Below are 15,410 nucleotides of genomic sequence, written 5' to 3' on the forward strand. Positions count from 1 at the left end.
GCTCGGCACACGCAGCGCCGAACGGGTACGGCGTTCTGACTCAGGTCGGGGGCGGCCGTGGTCCTGGCCGGCGGAGCCGCCGACTCCGGCAACCAGCGTTACGATCGGTGCTCTGGCCTCGGGGGCCGGCACACGAGGAGCTCACCTTGGCCTGTGACCGGTAGCGGGCCGATGCTATGGGGAGCTATCGCAGTGGATCCTGCGGGCACGGGAGTCCCCGTTGCTGTGACGTCACCCCGAACGGCAACGATGACCGCGAAACCTGGATCGATGACTTGGGGCCCATCAACAAATATCCTCTCGACGCGGAAGTATTCGTCCGCCGCCGGAGGCAGCACCGATCCCGACTTCGAAGGTCTGAGAGCGAGTTCCTCAAGCTCCTTCTTGCCAAGCCCGCGGTGCGAGACGGCTCTCAGCGCCAGATCGAAGCCCAATCCAAGATGACCGTCGCGGAATCCGTCCAGCTCGAAGTCCCGCCATTCCAAGAGGATGGACAGGTCCTCCGGCTCCTGAACCTCTAGCAGGAACACGCCCTCGCCGATTGCGTGCAGCTCCCCTGACGGAACGTAGACGACGTCTCCGGGCGAGACGTCCACAGGGTTCAGGAGGTCCAGCAGTCCCTCGGAATCCTGGCGCTCGAGCAAGCCTCTCAGCTCAAGGGAGGACACATCCTGGCGAAGCCCGAGATACACCGTGCCTCCGTTGAGGATGTACCATGCCTCGGCTTTGCCGTGCGCATGTCCCAAGTGTTTCGAGGCGAAGTCTCCGTCTGGGTGCGCGTGGACGGGCAGGCGCTGGCCGGCGTCGAGAAGCTTGACTAGTAGCTTTGTGTCAGACCCGAAGGCGGCGACGTGGTCTTTGCCGAGCCACGCCTCCGGGTCCTGGCCAATCGCCGTCGGCATGGGGACGCCGTTCGGCAGTGCCGTCACGCCAACGCCCGGTTCACCGAACACTGACGTCGTGGAAGCGATCCAGTCCTCCGGTTCATGGCTGGGAGCCGGTGGCTCGCCTCGGAAGTCGGTGATCCGGCGGCCGCCCCGATAGAAGCGGTTGGGAGGCCGATTGGACGGCAAAACGATCAAATTCAAACCTTGGCTCCATTTCTGGTGAGGGCGCCGAGGAATCCACCGACGAACGAGTCCCCGAGCCCTACGGTGGTGGGCATTGGCACACTCAGCGCCTTGGTCGGAATGGCGTGCAGTCCGGGGCCGGACAAAGCGGCCGACACAGCGGCCCCGTCCTGGTTTACGGGCCATTCTGCTGACTGTGCGTACTGACTGCGGGTGAAGTTGTCTCCGTACCGGTAGCGGGTGCTGGCCATTGCCACCCCGCCCTCCAATGCGGACGCGTAGTGCTCGGGCTGGAATCCACACGCAAGTACCCAGTACTTTGTGTGGATCACCAGTGTCCGGGCGGGAATGATGGTGGCGAGGTCTTCGAGGGCGTGACGAATGGAATCGGGGTCCAGGAGATTGATCTCCCGTCCGAGGTGCGCTTGCATCTCGTCTTCGTTCATTCCATAGACGTCGATACGGTCCAGGAGGGCTTCGCGGACTTGGGCGCTGAAGGTCTGAACGTGGAAACCGGCGTCCTCGTAGTAGACGAACGCCTCCTCGGGCAGGGCGTCCATTGCCCGGCGGATTTCCTTGAGCCGTTGGTGCAGGATGCGCGCGTCTTGCATCGCGTTCAGGCCCGAGATCAGGAAGATGCTGGACTTCGACAAAACCTGAGGAAGGTCAGGGCTCAGGAGCATTTCGGCGTTGGGCTGGTCATTCACATATATCAGCCGGTTCGGGAAAGGTGCAATGAGCTCCGTCTCGCCAACGCGGACCCTGGCGCCCTCGTTCCACTGCACAATCAGGTGAGGTTCCGTCGAGTCGTGATCGGCGCTCGTGATCCATGCGCATGTAGAGGGCAGCAGTCCCCGGAAGTGGTCGTTGATTCCGACAAGGTGCAGAGTCACCGGAACGTTCAGCTGGGACAGGGCAAGGCCTGCCCTGACTGCCGTTCCACCTAGTGTGACTTTGCGCTCGCATTTGGCGGCGAATGCTTCCAGGACGTCGGGGGAAGCGACATACCGCTCTCCCCCGACGCCCAGCCGAAAGTGTCCGAGCACCGAGACCACGAGGCTGCGCTCGTCTGTGATCTCCGTCGCACCTGTTAGCTCCGCGACGGTGATGCCGTAGCGCTGCACGAGGTGTTCGATCAGCTGGGAGGACCACACGATTTCATAGTCCACGCTGCTGCCGAGCCCGAGCACAATCGCAGGAGTCATGTCAGTACAGCTTTGCCTTGCCGGCTGCGTTGAACAGGTCGATCTTCTGAGCCGCTGTGATCTTCATGGCCTCGATGCAGGGGGGCTGGATGCTGTTCGGCTCACGGAGACGCTCGTCTGTGCCGAGGATCTCGCGCATGCGGTTATGGTAGCTGACCTTGATGTCGCTGGAGATGTTGATCTTATTGATGCCGAGCGACACCGCCCGGGCCAACTCCGCATCGGGGTTGCCGGATCCGCCATGCAGCACGAGCGGGATGCCCACCGCCGCCTTGATCTGCTCGAGCAGGTCGTGGCGCAACTCGGGGTTCTTTTCGGCCGGGTACAGGCCGTGCGACGTCCCGATCGCGATCGCGAGGCTATCGACACCGGTTTCCTCGACAAAACGCACCGCGTCGTCGACGTTGGTGTAGATGATCTCGGCCGCCCCGGACTCGCCATAGCTGTCGTTCGCGCCGATCGTGCCGAGTTCGCCCTCCACCTGAATGCCGACGGCGTGCGCCGCCTCGACAACCTTGCGAGTGAGAGCAACGTTTTCCTCGAACGGAAGCATCGACGCATCAATCATCACCGAGGTGAAGCCCGCCTGGATCGCCGTGATGATCTGCTCATAAGTGCCGCCGTGGTCCCAGTGGATCGCGACCGGCACGCTCGACCGGTGAGCGCGCACACGGATCGCGGCGATGAGGTCGGTCGTGATATGCGCAACCTCATCCGGGTGGATGGCGATGATGACGGGGGCTTCCTTCTCCTCGCTGATGTCCATGACGCCAAGAAACATCGCCCAGTCGCTGATGTTGAAGGCCGGGATGGCAAAGTTGTTCTGGTTTGCGACGTCCAGAATGGTTTTTCCGTCGACAAGCATTGAATTTCTCCTTGTTATTGGTGTTTGGTTTCGAGGCTCTGGCAGTCAGTCTTTGACTGCGCCGGAGGTGAGTCCGCCGATGAAGCTCCGCTGGAACAGAAGGAAGAGCAGGAGCACCGGGATCGAACCCAGGATGCTCATCGCCATCATCTGGTTCCACTCAAAGGAATGTTGGCCCATCAGCAGTTGAATGCCGATCGGCACGGTCCGCATCGCGTCTGTGCGGGTCAAGGTCAGCGCGAAGAGGAACTCGTTCCACGAGATCATGAATGTGTACACCCCGACTGCCACGATTCCCGGTATCGAGATGGGCACGAGCACCCGCCACAGGGCGGTCCAGGCGTTGGCACCGTCCACCTTGGCTGCTTCATCGAGTTCGCGAGGCAAGGTGTTCAAGTACGCGGTCATCATGATGATCGCGTAAGGGAGCGTGAACACCATGTGGGTCAGGATCAGCCCCGGATAGGTGTTGTAGAGGCCGAGTGCGACCATCAGGCCGAAGTAGGGAATCACCAACGTGATCGGCGGAACTGCCTGCACGGAGACGATCACGACATTGATCAGCCGCTTGCCAGGGAACTCGTAGCGGCTGAAGCCATACGCTGCAAGGATCGCGACCAGAAGAGTGAGCACAGTCACCGCAATGGCCACTATGTAGCTGTTCAGGAAGAACCGCAATCGGGCCGGATCGGTGAGGATCGTCGTGTAGGCATCCAGCGAGAAGCCCGACGTGATCAATTTCGGGGGGAGAGCGAAGACCTCCCCGTTCGCTTTGAACGAGGTGGAAAGCATCCACAACACGGGCAGCCCCGCATACAGTGCCCCGAGGACCAGGGCCGCGAAGGCTCCGACCTTGAGCAGCGTCTTCTTTCCGGCCCGCCGCTCGCCAGGGACATCGATCTTTTCGTCCCTGCGTCCCCGAAGAGTCAAGTTGCTCATATCAATCACGCACCCTTTGCTGCCGTACGTAGAAGAAGGCGAGGACCATCGTGAGCAGCAGGACGATGACCGCGGCCGCGGAGGCCGTCGAGAAATCGAAGTTGCTGAAGGCCTGCTTGTAGGTGTACGTGCTCATCACCTCTGTGGCGTTGAGTGGGCCCCCGCCCGTCGTCATCCAGATCAAAGCGAACTGCTGTGACGTCCAGATGAGGTCGAGCACCGCCATGCTGATAATCACCGGGCGGATATGAGGCAGTGTCACGTACCGGAACCGCTGCCACCATCCCGCGCCGTCGACGCGTGCAGCCTCGTGCAGCACGGTTGGCACGCCCTGAAGAGCGGCCAGGAGGCTGATCATGAAGAACGGGTACCCGGACCAGATGTTGATGAAGGTCACGGAGCCCAGTGCCGTTTCGGGTGTGGACAGCCAGTTCGCGCCTTGGATGCCAAACGTTCCGAGAATGTAGTTCACCACACCAGAGGGGTCGAGCATGAGACGCCAGACGACGGCGATCACTGCGATGGTGAACAACCACGGGAGGATGTAGACCACCCGGAAGATTGCCTTGGTGACATTGCCGAGCAGCGAGGTGTTGAGCAGCAACGCAAAGACGAGACCAAGTACCAAGTGCACGACGGTGCTGAAGGTGATGAAGAGGAAGGTGTTGCCGAGCGCTGCAAGGAAGGCAGGATCGGTGAGTACCTTCACATAGTTTGCGAACCCAACGAACACGGGGTTCGGTTCGACGATCACGTTGTCCATGAATGAGTACCCGGCGACCATCAGAATCGGCACCACGGTGAGCAATGTGATCAAGGCCAGCGTCGGCGAGACGAAGGCGAACGGGGCGAGCTTGCGCGCACGCACCGCAGAAGTGTTCCGCTTAGTCGACCGCTTGCCGACGGCGGGTCGTACCGTTCCGGGCCCCTCGACGTTGGTAGAGGACAGATTCATGTCTCGAACTCCCTTGTGGGGTCGTGCCGCGAGCTTGGCGGCACGACCCCGTCGAATCTTCGACGTCAGAAGATGGATTTCCATGCGGACTGGACGGAGCTGAGCGTCTGATCCACGCTCTGGCTGCCGGTGAGGGTCCGCTGCAGCTGCTCGTCGAACGTGCGCTGCAACTGGTCGGCCTTTGGCAGGCCGGTGAACTCATTCGCCGGATAACCGGCCTGGTAGATATCGAAGGCCGTCTTGAACAGCGGATCGCTCTTGCTGAAGTCGGGCGTTGCCGTCTTGTTGCCCGGGAAACCGTTCGCAAGATTGCTCAGCTGAGCGTTCGTGTCCTTGCTCATGAGGAACTCGACTAGCTTGGCCGCTTCCGCCTTGTGCTCGGACTTGTTCGAGATGCCAACACCCCACGATGCGTACGGGATGCCACGTTTGCCGGTGTAGCCATCCTCGGACGGGACCGCTGCCACCGTGAAGTCGAGCTTGGGGTTGTTCTTTTTGATCAGGTTGATGTGGGCGAGCGAGTCGATCACCATGCCGACCTGGCCGTTGGTGAACTTCTCGACCTTGTCCTGTTCCTTCATGGTCAGGGCGCCGGGGACTAGAACGTTTGCGTCGTAGAGGCTCTTGACGTAGTCGACTCCGCTCTTGACCTGGGCGTTGGTGACGTCAGGTTCCCCGTCTTTGAGCATGCTGCCACCAGATGCCCAGACCCAGGACATGACGTCGTTCTGGATGCCGTTGGGGACAGCGGTGTCGAGTGGCAGGGCCCAACCCTTGACGTTGCCGCCGAGAGCGCTGATCTTCTTGGCTGCGTCGAGGAACTCACTGCGGGTGGTCGGCACCTTGTTCACGCCGGCCTGCTTGAGCAGGTCGTTGTTGACGAACAAGGGGTAGACGAAATTGACCGCTGGGATCATGTAGGCCTTGCCATTGACCTTGACCTCGCTTGCCAGCTGGTCTTCGGAGAAGTTGTCAGCTTTCAGCAGTGGAGAGAGGTCGGCGATCGCGCCTTGCTTGGCGAAATCGCTCACCCAAGCACCGTCGAGGCCGAGGACGTCAGGCAGCTGGCCCGAGGCAGCGTCAGCAACCATCTGCTGTTGGTCTGAGGAAAAGGGTGAGCTGAGGAGCTTCACCTTGATGTGCGGGTTCGCCTTCTGGAATTGGTCAATCAGGTTGGCCAGGGATCCCTGCGGGAGCTCTGGCTCCCACCATTGGGCGAACTCGAGGGTGACATCACCGGTGGCACTGGCACCACCGGAGGGCGAGCCACTACAACCTGACATTGTGAGCGCAGCAACGGCGGTTACGCCTAACGCTGCGAGCAGCCGCGGGCGGCGGCCTCTCCTCGTGCTCATGTCCACTCCTTCGTGTGATTGCTTGATCATGCGCATTCGTTGCGTGATATACGACACACTAGTCCTGCCAATGACGCAAATGCAAGCATAGAAGTGCAAAGTATCTAATAAAACGTGGCAAGAACAGCAACTTATGGCGCAGAATCGACATATGCGCGGTGGCGAGCGGTCGATCTCCCCGTTTTGCAACACTTCTGCAGTTCTTTGCTGTATCTGCTTCGGGAGAGGCAGTTCCGGTGCTAGCATCGCAGCGTGAGCGAGTTAGACAGCATGACCATAGACGAAGGGCGTTCGCGCCGACATCCAGCGGGCAGGAAGGCGCAGCTCGTTGCATACGTCACTGAAGTCGGCCAGGTGACCGTGGGATCGCTGGCCGATCGTTTCGGCGTCTCGATCGACACTGTGCGCAGGGACCTCGACCAGCTGGACGGTGAGGGCCTTCTCGTGCGCACCTACGGAGGCGCGGTCAGCGTGGCCATGAGTTCTCGAGTTGAGAAGGCCGTGGACCTTCGCCTTGGCTTACAGGCCGCGGAGAAGGAAAAGATCGGCGCCCTTGCTGCTCAACTCGTGCGCGACGACACAGGGATCATCATGAACGGCGGGACCACGATGCTTTCGGTAGCTCGTGCACTCCACAATCACCGGGACCTGACCATCGCCACGAACAACTTACTCGTGCCAGTGGAGCTGGACCCGGCAGTCTGGCGGGAACTGTACATCTTCGGCGGCTCCGTCCGCTCGACAACTCTCGCGACGACGGGGCCGACGACCCTGCGGATCGCAACAGGCGGGGCCGATCTGGACATTCGCTGCGACTTAGCCCTCATTGCCATCGGTGCGGTGTCAGTGCAGGGTGGTTACACCACAAGCAATGTCGGGGAAGCCGCCATGATGAGTGAAATGATGTCGCGGGCCAGCCGGGTAGCCGTCCTCGCAGATTCCTCGAAGTTCGACAAACAGCTCTTCGCCCAAGTCGGATTGCTCGATAGCGCAGACTATTTCGTCACCGATACCCACCCGCCCAAGGAGCTTGAAGCAGCATTCCGGGACAACGGCGTGCGCATCATCACCCCGGAATCGGCCCCGGAGCGTGATCTGTAGGCTCTGGATGAGCGGCTCCTGGGTTGAGGTCCGCGGAGCCGCTCATCTTGTGTCGGTCCGGGTGTGGTGGGCTTGGTGCCGGGCAGTCCGGTTTCGACTGGCAGTGTCAATCTGATATTCGCGGGTTCGTTACCGCATGACGATTTGTTCGGCCGGAGCCCTTCGGACCCGGGAGCCAACCGATCACACCAAGCCGGCCGCTGCGTGGCCGCCCCGGCGGGCCGCATCTGCAACCCCTCACTTCATAGTCCGGATCCCCAAACCCCGCCTCGACCGAATCCGGGCCGCCAAAGTCCGCACAAGTCACGTAGGCCCATCGTGCCAAAACCATGAAGAAGCAAGTACACAGACATACCGCCCAACACAAAGGAAAGAGGCAACCGCCCGCACTAACGGCCAGCAACAAAAACGGCCCCGAAGGGCCCACAAAAAAAGGCTGATCTGTGCACAGTCAGAGGGCCAAAGGCCCCCTGACCTGCAGAAACACGTGCCCGAGGTGGGACTCGAACTGCATTCAACGCCTTGCAAACACTGGGAACCCGCGAAAAAATCGCCAATCCGGCCCAGTCCGTCCGATGTACGACCCAGTCCGAGGTCGCCGTCTCCAGTCGGATCCCGCGGCCACGGAACCACTGCGCCAATGGGAGAAGTCGCCAAAGGTCGTACGGCTTTGGATTCGCTTTCTTCCTAGGCTCTCCCCCGCTGCAGCCCTCTGACAAATGCTTGGCCGACCTCGCGCCAAACTCCCTTCCAGGCCGGTTCCCGTTCCAGCTCCGCCGTACCGTCGACGTCCGCCGTGGAGCCCGACCTTGCCGCTTGGGCTGCCAGCCAGTCTCCAAAGTGCGTGATGTCCTCGCCCCGGGACGCCGCGACCGCGTCGCACGCGAAGCCCACTGCCCTCGAACCGTCGCTCAGCAGCACAGACCCCAACAGCATGGGTTCGGGCAGCTCTGCGAGGAAGGAGCCCAGGGCCGCCTCGGAGAGCAGCCATCGTTCGGCGGCGAGTTCGGCGCCGTCGTCGGAGCGGACCACGCCGGGTTTGGGCGGCTGGGTGTCCAGCGAGACCATCCGGTACCGGGGCGCCGTCCGGACCGGACCGTTCCAGAAGGCGCCGCGCCGTTCCAGTTCCGGGGCTAACGGCTGGCCCTTCCGGTGGGCGCCCACCACCGCCAAGGGCACGACGGCGGCCCCCGCCGCTACGGGCCACGGCACCACCCGCTGCGAGGAGACAGGCGCTGGCAAAGCGCCGGTCGCGAAGATCTCCGGCCTCGTTGGGATGTACTCGATGCGCCGAGCGATGTCGACAACGACGGCGTCGTCGAATGTCCGGCCGACCAGCGTCAGGCCGAACTGCGAGACCGACGACGTCCCGTCGTCGTCGGCTCTGCTGCTGTCCTCCACAATGCCGGCCGGAACGGATACCGCGCATAGATCGAACAGGTTGCAGAAGTTCGTGTAGGTGCCCATGCGGGAGTTCACGCCGACGGGGTCCGCCGCGACGTCCGCGAGCGTCGGATGGAAGGGCGCCGTTGGCACGATCAGGGCGTCGAAGCCTTCAAGCCGGGACATCGCCTCGCGCTTCAGCTCCTTGAGCGCCGCAGTGTCCGCCACATACTGGTGGGCCGGCAGGTGGCCGGCCGCACTGACGATGCCCGCCACGGTCGGGTCCAGCCCGATGCCGGAGGCGGCATCGCGGGAAAGCGCGCCGTCGATGAAGCTGCCGACGGCGGCGTAGCGTTCTGCGACCAGTGCACCGTCGTAAAGCAGCCGTGCCGCCTGCAGGAAGACGTCAAGTTCGATCGGCTCGGCCTCCACGCCGGTTGCTCGCAACCGTTCGATCTGGGCGCCGAATTCGGCGGCCCAGGCGGGCGCCAACGCCGGGAGGGCCGCTGGATAGGCGACACGCGGCTTCGAGGGAGCGGCCAATCGGATGTCTGTGGGCCACGTGCGGGATTCGCCGGCCATGACGCCCATCGCGAGTTCGGCGGTGTCCAGGTCCCGGGCCAGGATGGTGGCGGTGTCCCAGGATCGGCAGGCCGGAACCACCCCGGCGGTAGAAACCACATTCAGTGTCGGTTTGATGCCAACGATGCCCTGCAAACCGGCAGGGACACGCCCGGACCCGGCGGTGTCCGTGCCGATGGCGATGTCCACGAGTCCCAACGCCACAGCCACAGCAGAGCCGGAGCTGGAACCGCCGGAAATCCGGTCAGGCCGGCGTGCGTCCCGGACTGCCCCATACGGGCTCCGGGTACCGACCAGCCCTGTGGCGAACTGGTCCAGGTTCGTCGCGCCGAGAACCAGGGCGCCCGCATTCCGCAGCCGTGCCACGGCCACCGCGTCTTCCGCCGGTTCGTACCCGAACCCGGGGCAGGCCGCGGTCGTGGTGATACCGGCGACGTCCACGTTGTTCTTGACCGCAAGCAGGAGCCCGGCCAGCGGCAACACGGCGCCGGATGCCGCCGCGGCGTCGATCCGGGCCGCCTCGGCCAGCAACTCTTCCTCTCCGCGGATTTCGATCCAGATCTCGGGCCGGTCCACGGCGTCAATGGCGGCCAGCGCGTCCTTTACCCGTTTGGCGGCAGTGGCTGTACTGATCGTTGTCCCCTGGGTGGTCATGCTGCTGCCTCTTCCAGTTCAGGTTCACTCAGTTCGTCCGCGCCGGCGAGCACCACAAGGGCCTCACCCGCCACCACCTGGGAGCCGGCGGTCGGCAGGACTTGGTGCACCACGCCGTCGCACGGTGCGGACAGGACGGTTTCCATCTTCATGGCCTCAAGGGAAACCAGTGGCTGTCCCTGGATCACGCGGTCTCCAGGTGCGACATCCACCTTCCAGACGCTGGCGGCGAACGGCGCAGAAACGAGCGTTCCGCCGTCGGGCACCACCACTTCGCCGACGTCGGGAACCGCGACGGCGGCTGCGACTTCCGCGCGATCAAACTCGCCGGCATCCGCCCAGGCCTGGCGTTCCACCGCGAACGCCCCCGCCTGCCGCTCCTTGAAGACGCCGATCGTTTCGCGGTTCTCCTCCAGGAACGCCTCGTGTTCGGCCAGGGAGAAACTGCCGTCCTCGATCTCTACGCCCCGGCCGCGGCCGGCGGCCATGTCGGCACGCAGGTCCAGCAGCTCTTCGGGGCTGACGGGGTACCAGGAAATGCGATCGAAGAAGCGCAGCAGCCAGGGCGAGCCGGGTTCGAACGGTGCAGAGTCGGCGTAGCGCGACCACACCTGGGTGGTACGGCCGACAAACTGGTAGCCGCCCGGTCCTTCCATGCCGTAGATGCACATGTAGGCCCCGCCGATGCCCACGGCGTTCTCCGGCGTCCAGGTCCTGGCCGGGTTGTATTTGGTGGTGACCAGCCGGTGCCGCGGGTCAAGCGGCGTGGCCACGGGCGCGCCGAGATACACGTCGCCAAGGCCCAGGACCAGGTACTCGGCGTCGAAGACGGTGTCGAAAACGTCGTTCACCGAATCCAGGCCGTTGATGCGGCGAATGAACTCGATGTTCCACGGGCACCACGGAGCGTCGTCCCGGACGCCGGTCATGTAGCGTTCGATCGCCTCGCGCGTGGCGGGGTCGTCCCAGGACAGCGGCAACCGGACAGTCCGGCTCGGCACCACGAGGTCGGAACTCGCGGGCAGTGCGGCCACGATCTCCTGGACGAAGCCCAGCAGCAGCCGGGTGGACAGAATCGACGGATCCACCTTGATCTGCAGTGAACGGATGCCGGGTGTAAGGTCCACCACTCCGGGGACGCGGAGCTGCTCGATGCGCTGGTGCAGGGCATGGACCCGGGCGCGCAGGCCGAGGTCCAGCACCATTTCGCCGAACTCCACCAGGAGGTTGTCATCGCCCGAACGGCGGTATGTGACCGCTGGCCGTCCCTCGCTTCCGGGCACGCGGCTCAGCACTCCGTCGTCGCCGTCGCCCTTTGGTGTCCCGGCATGCCCGACGGCGGCTAGGCCGCCCGGGCGGGTGCCGGCGCCCTCCGGCATGATCAACTGCCGTCCCGGTCCAAGGTCCTTCGCCGACGGAGCCTGGGCGTCCGTCACCGGCACGAAGCGGACTTTATCGCCCGGACGCAGCTGGCCGAGCTTCCAGCGTTCGCCGGTCACCACCGTCACCGGGCACACGAAGCCGCCGAGGCTCGGGCCGTCAGGGCCGAGCAGGATGGGTGTGTCGCCGGTGAAGTCCAGGGCGCCCACGGAATAGGGGGTGTCGTGGATGTTGGAGGGGTGCAGTCCCGCCTGGCCGCCGTCGGCACGTGCCCAGCGCGGCTTGGGGCCGATCAGCCTGACGCCGGTGCGGGCCGAGTTGAAATGCACCTCATAATCCGTCCCGAAGAGTTCGTCGACGTCCTCACGCCGGAAGAATTCCGGGGCGCCGTGCGGACCTTCGACCACCCTCAGTTCCCAGTGGGACGTGAGGGCCGGGCGGCTCTCGGCAGGAACCGTCTGCAAAGGGACATCCGCCGATGGCTCATTGGTGGTGCGCAGCACGTCACCGGCGCGGAGCACGCGGCCGCCGTGGCCGCCAAACTGGCCGAGGGTAAACGTGGAGGCGCTGCCGAGATAGTGAGGGACGTCGAGTCCGCCTCGGAACAGGACATAGCCGCGTAAGCCGGCCCCGTCGGCGGAGCCAATATCCAGCAGGCCGCCAGCGGGGACCGTCAAAGGCTCCCAAGCGGCCACCGCGGAACCGTTAACCGTCAGCTCCACGTCGGCTCCGGTCACGCACACGGTTGTGGCGTGGGTGAACCGCAGAGCGGGCCCGGCCATCGTGAATTCCAGGCCCGGCGCGCCCTCCGCGTTGCCCAGCGCCCTATTCCCCAGCCGGAAGGAGAGATCGTCCATCGGTCCACTGGGCGGCACTCCCACCTTCCAGAGTCCGGTTCTGCCCGGCCAGTCCTGCACGCTCGTCTGGAGGCCCGGGCGCTCCACCGTAATGCGGGGTTCGGGATCGCCCACGGCGTCCAGGGTTCCTGTGGAATGGTTCGCAGCCCGGACCGTGTCCAGCCCGGTCACTGCGCGCAACATGCCCAGGTTGGTTTCGATGCCGTCGATGCGGGTCTGCGCCAAGGCCTCGGCGAGGGTGTCAAGCGCCGCATCCCGGTTGTCGCCGAAGGTGATGAGTTTGCCCAGCAGGGGGTCGTAATTGGTGGACACCTCGCTGCCGGTCTCTACCCACGCATCAACACGCACGACGTCGGCGCTCGGGTACTGCGCGTTGGTGACGGTTCCCGCGCTGGGCTGGAAATTGCGGGCAGGGTCCTCGGCATAAATGCGGGCTTCCACCGCATGGCCTGTCACCGGAACGCTTTCCGGGACGCCCGCGAGGACGGGCCGTGCTTGGGCCAGGTCGAGCATCCACCCCACGAGGTCAACGCCGGTGATCGCCTCAGTTACCGGGTGCTCCACCTGAAGCCGGGCGTTGACCTCGAGGAAAGATGCCTCCCCCCGGAGGGGATCGTAGACGAACTCCACGGTCCCCGCCGAGCGGTAGCCCACCGAGGCGCACAAAGCACGGGAGCTGCGGTGGAGCTCTTCCCGGAGCGCTGCCGGTAGGTCCGGTGCGGGGGCTTCTTCCAACACCTTCTGGTGCCGACGCTGCAGGGAACAGTCGCGGTCTCCGAGGCTTACCACCCGGCCCTCGCCGTCGCCGAAAATCTGCACCTCGACGTGGCGGGCGCGTTCGATGTAGCGTTCGGCGAACACTCCCGCCGTGCCGAAACTGGAGCTCGCGAGCCGGGCCACGCGGGCGTAGCTTTCCGTCAGTTCTGCTTCGTTCCGGCACACGGCCATGCCGATGCCGCCGCCTCCACCGGTAGCCTTCAGCATCAGCGGGAACCCGATCTCCCCGGCGGCTCCGATCGCGGCGTCGAGGTCTTCAAGCAGGCCAGAACCGGCAATCATGGGCACGCCCGCCCGCTGCGCCGCGTCCCGGGCGGTGTGCTTGGTCCCGAAGATCCGCAGCTGTTCGGGGGTCGGACCGACGAACACGAGCCCGGCGGCTTCCACGGCCTCGCAGAAACCGGCATCCTCGGAGAGGAAACCGTAGCCGGGGTGGATGGCTCCGGCGCCGGTCGCGGAGGCGGCGGCCAGGATGGCGTCGACCCGAAGGTAGGACTCCTTGGCCGGGGCCGGTCCGAGCAGCACGGCTTCGTCTGCGAGGCGAACGTGCTTCGCGCCGCGGTCCGCCTCGGAGAATACTGCGACGGTCCGCAGCCCGAGTTTTCGTGCAGACTCAATGATTCGGCAGGCGATCTCGCCGCGGTTGGCAACGAGCAGGGTATCGAAACGGTTCACGGTCATGCCTCCGGACGTGTGACGATCATGCGCACGGGCGTTGGGTTGAAGCCGTTGCACGGGTTATTGATTTGCGGGCAGTTTGAGACCAGGACCAGCACGTCCGATTCCGCGCGGAGCGCCACGCGCTTCACGGGAGCGGACAGGCCGTCCACGATGCCGAGGGCCCCATCGGGATCGACCGGCACGTTCATGAACCAGTTGATATTGGAGACCAAGTCCGGCTTCCCCAGACCCCACTTGGACCCCTCGATCAGGAAATTCTCCACGCAGGCATGCTGTTCGTGGGTGTGCTGGCCGTAGCGAAGTGTGTTGGACTCCTGGGAGCACGCTCCGCCGATGGTGTCGTGGACACCCACCTCGTCAGCCTCCACGGTCATCAGGGCCTCGCCGTCGTCTGAGCGGAGGACGGACCCTGTGGTCAGAATGATGGACCGCTGGGCGGCAATGGTGACGGCGGCAGAGTAGCGAATGGCAACATCGGCCGCCGAGTAGAGGAGGCAATCCACGGCCTGGTTGCCCTCGAGGTCCACGATAGTCAGGACATCCCCAGCTGCGACCACGGCCGACCAAGGACCGCGGGCCTCAACGTATTCGTCCAGGATGACCCGTCCGGAAACCAGCGCAGCGGACTGGGCGTCTGGCTGGCGCTGGGCCTCCGGCTGGCGAGCTGTGGCAGTGGTGGCGTTCATGCGGAGGTCCTCGCTTTGTGGTCGTGTTCGGTGTTCTGCAGAGCCAGGAGGTGCTCGGGGCCGAGATCGAGCCCAAGCTCTCCCGCGGCGAGGGCCCGGAGGTCCTGCGGCGCCTGCCAGGCGACGATGTCCACTGCACTACCGGTGAAGGCCGGGCGAGGGTCGAGGGGATGGGCTGTGTTGGCAAGGACCAGCACCAAATCCATGTGGAGCAGGAGTTCGACGGCGGTTCCCGCGCCGGCGCTGCCGTTGGACCGGATGCCCCCACCGGCGTCAACGGCGATTCCTTGGAAGAAGGACACCGACAGCGGTATCTCCCTCCGGCTGATCCCGTGCTTGAGAGCGCCAAGAGTCAGCAGTTCGCGGCCGGCTGGCGACGCGCTGTGGGCGCTGCCCGCACCGTACTTGGCCTCGTTGCCAGCCCGGTGCGTGGTGCCGGTGAGGGCGTCGTGCCTCCCTGAGGAATCGGCGACAACGGTGGCCATCAGCCGTCCCGCGTCGGAAAGCAGCGGGTGGCCCTGCCCGAGGTAGGCCTGCCACGGGACCTTGACGGTATCCGCGACGTTGATGCGCTCGTGGTGGGAGCCACCGCGGAAGAGAACTGCGTGGACGCAAGCGTCGCCGTCGGTGTCGGTCAGCCGGATCCGCGTCCCTCGCGCAAGTTCCATGTGGGTGTAGCGGCCGAAGGCCAGCGACTCGGTCCACGTGACGGCGTCGCGTACCCGGGCGTCGAGCCCAGCCGCCAGCCGTTCCGGAGCCGATACGGCGGGCACGTGGATCATGGTGTCGGCAGTTCTGCCGTGCTGCGAGCGTGCATGGGCGCGGGCGCCTGCTGTCGTCGCCGTCCCAACGGCCGTTTCAGTGGTTTCGAGGGTCTCTGTCATGTCAGTTCGTTTCTGCGTGGCGGTTTCGTTTTGGTG

At 64.4% G+C, this 15,410-nt stretch carries 11 protein-coding genes; 1 reads left to right on the forward strand and 10 read right to left on the reverse strand.

Annotation, left to right across the window (positions count from 1 at the left end):
- Positions 1 to 98: 98 nt before the first annotated feature.
- The 6 genes from QRN59_RS21130 to QRN59_RS21155 all read right to left on the reverse strand — a co-directional run bounded on the left by QRN59_RS21130 (position 99) and on the right by QRN59_RS21155 (position 6,389).
- On the reverse strand, positions 99 to 1,088 hold the full coding sequence (locus QRN59_RS21130) for a class I mannose-6-phosphate isomerase (RefSeq protein ID WP_284984412.1): 990 nt from the start codon (positions 1,086 to 1,088) through the stop codon (positions 99 to 101).
- The gene (locus QRN59_RS21135; protein WP_284984413.1) at positions 1,085 to 2,275 is read right to left on the reverse strand and encodes an ADP-dependent glucokinase/phosphofructokinase; all 1,191 of its coding nucleotides are present in this window, start codon (positions 2,273 to 2,275) and stop codon (positions 1,085 to 1,087) included. The genes QRN59_RS21130 and QRN59_RS21135 overlap by 4 nt, the downstream gene beginning before the upstream one ends.
- 1 nt (position 2,276) lies before the next feature.
- On the reverse strand, positions 2,277 to 3,140 hold the full coding sequence (locus QRN59_RS21140) for a ketose-bisphosphate aldolase (protein ID WP_284984414.1): 864 nt from the start codon (positions 3,138 to 3,140) through the stop codon (positions 2,277 to 2,279).
- A gap of 45 nt (positions 3,141 to 3,185) precedes the next feature.
- Positions 3,186 to 4,079: a carbohydrate ABC transporter permease gene (locus QRN59_RS21145; RefSeq protein ID WP_284984415.1), complete on the reverse strand. Its 894-nt coding sequence runs from the start codon at positions 4,077 to 4,079 to the stop codon at positions 3,186 to 3,188.
- Position 4,080: 1 nt separating this feature from the next.
- Positions 4,081 to 5,034 (reverse strand): carbohydrate ABC transporter permease, encoded by a 954-nt coding sequence (locus QRN59_RS21150; RefSeq protein ID WP_284984416.1) that lies wholly within the window; start codon positions 5,032 to 5,034, stop codon positions 4,081 to 4,083.
- Between the two features lie 65 nt (positions 5,035 to 5,099).
- Complete coding sequence (locus tag QRN59_RS21155; protein ID WP_284984417.1) at positions 5,100 to 6,389, reverse strand: ABC transporter substrate-binding protein; 1,290 nt, start codon at positions 6,387 to 6,389, stop codon at positions 5,100 to 5,102.
- Positions 6,390 to 6,641: 252 nt separating this feature from the next.
- Here QRN59_RS21155 and QRN59_RS21160 point away from each other — a divergent pair, with 252 nt between their 5' ends.
- Positions 6,642 to 7,490 (forward strand): DeoR/GlpR family DNA-binding transcription regulator, encoded by an 849-nt coding sequence (locus tag QRN59_RS21160; protein ID WP_284984418.1) that lies wholly within the window; start codon positions 6,642 to 6,644, stop codon positions 7,488 to 7,490.
- Positions 7,491 to 8,177: 687 nt separating this feature from the next.
- Here QRN59_RS21160 and atzF read toward each other — a convergent pair.
- The 4 genes from atzF to QRN59_RS21180 are packed head-to-tail and all read right to left on the reverse strand — an operon-like array spanning position 8,178 to position 15,374.
- On the reverse strand, positions 8,178 to 10,109 hold the full coding sequence (atzF, locus tag QRN59_RS21165) for an allophanate hydrolase (protein ID WP_284984419.1): 1,932 nt from the start codon (positions 10,107 to 10,109) through the stop codon (positions 8,178 to 8,180).
- Complete coding sequence (gene uca / locus QRN59_RS21170; protein WP_284984420.1) at positions 10,106 to 13,804, reverse strand: urea carboxylase; 3,699 nt, start codon at positions 13,802 to 13,804, stop codon at positions 10,106 to 10,108. The genes atzF and uca overlap by 4 nt, the downstream gene beginning before the upstream one ends.
- Positions 13,801 to 14,490 (reverse strand): urea amidolyase associated protein UAAP2, encoded by a 690-nt coding sequence (locus tag QRN59_RS21175; protein WP_284984421.1) that lies wholly within the window; start codon positions 14,488 to 14,490, stop codon positions 13,801 to 13,803. The genes uca and QRN59_RS21175 overlap by 4 nt, the downstream gene beginning before the upstream one ends.
- Positions 14,487 to 15,374 carry an urea amidolyase associated protein UAAP1 gene (locus QRN59_RS21180; protein ID WP_284984422.1) on the reverse strand — a complete coding sequence of 296 codons (888 nt, stop codon included), beginning with the start codon at positions 15,372 to 15,374 and terminating at the stop codon, positions 14,487 to 14,489. The genes QRN59_RS21175 and QRN59_RS21180 overlap by 4 nt, the downstream gene beginning before the upstream one ends.
- Positions 15,375 to 15,410: the final 36 nt, after the last annotated feature.

This window comes from Arthrobacter sp. efr-133-TYG-118 (assembly GCF_030209755.1).
In the GTDB taxonomy this organism is placed as follows: domain Bacteria; phylum Actinomycetota; class Actinomycetes; order Actinomycetales; family Micrococcaceae; genus Arthrobacter.

Bases quoted from the DNA above. Each gene is read 5' to 3' on its own strand.
- QRN59_RS21135 (WP_284984413.1), bottom strand. From the start codon at position 2,275: ATGACTCCTGCGATTGTGCTCGGGCTCGGCAGCAGCGTGGACTATGAA.
- QRN59_RS21140 (WP_284984414.1), bottom strand. From the start codon at position 3,140: ATGCTTGTCGACGGAAAAACCATTCTGGACGTCGCAAACCAGAACAAC.
- QRN59_RS21145 (WP_284984415.1), bottom strand. From the start codon at position 4,079: ATGAGCAACTTGACTCTTCGGGGACGCAGGGACGAAAAGATCGATGTC.
- QRN59_RS21150 (WP_284984416.1), bottom strand. From the start codon at position 5,034: ATGAATCTGTCCTCTACCAACGTCGAGGGGCCCGGAACGGTACGACCC.
- QRN59_RS21155 (WP_284984417.1), bottom strand. From the start codon at position 6,389: ATGAGCACGAGGAGAGGCCGCCGCCCGCGGCTGCTCGCAGCGTTAGGC.
- atzF (WP_284984419.1), bottom strand. From the start codon at position 10,109: ATGACCACCCAGGGGACAACGATCAGTACAGCCACTGCCGCCAAACGG.
- uca (WP_284984420.1), bottom strand. From the start codon at position 13,804: ATGACCGTGAACCGTTTCGATACCCTGCTCGTTGCCAACCGCGGCGAG.
- QRN59_RS21175 (WP_284984421.1), bottom strand. From the start codon at position 14,490: ATGAACGCCACCACTGCCACAGCTCGCCAGCCGGAGGCCCAGCGCCAG.
- QRN59_RS21180 (WP_284984422.1), bottom strand. From the start codon at position 15,374: ATGACAGAGACCCTCGAAACCACTGAAACGGCCGTTGGGACGGCGACG.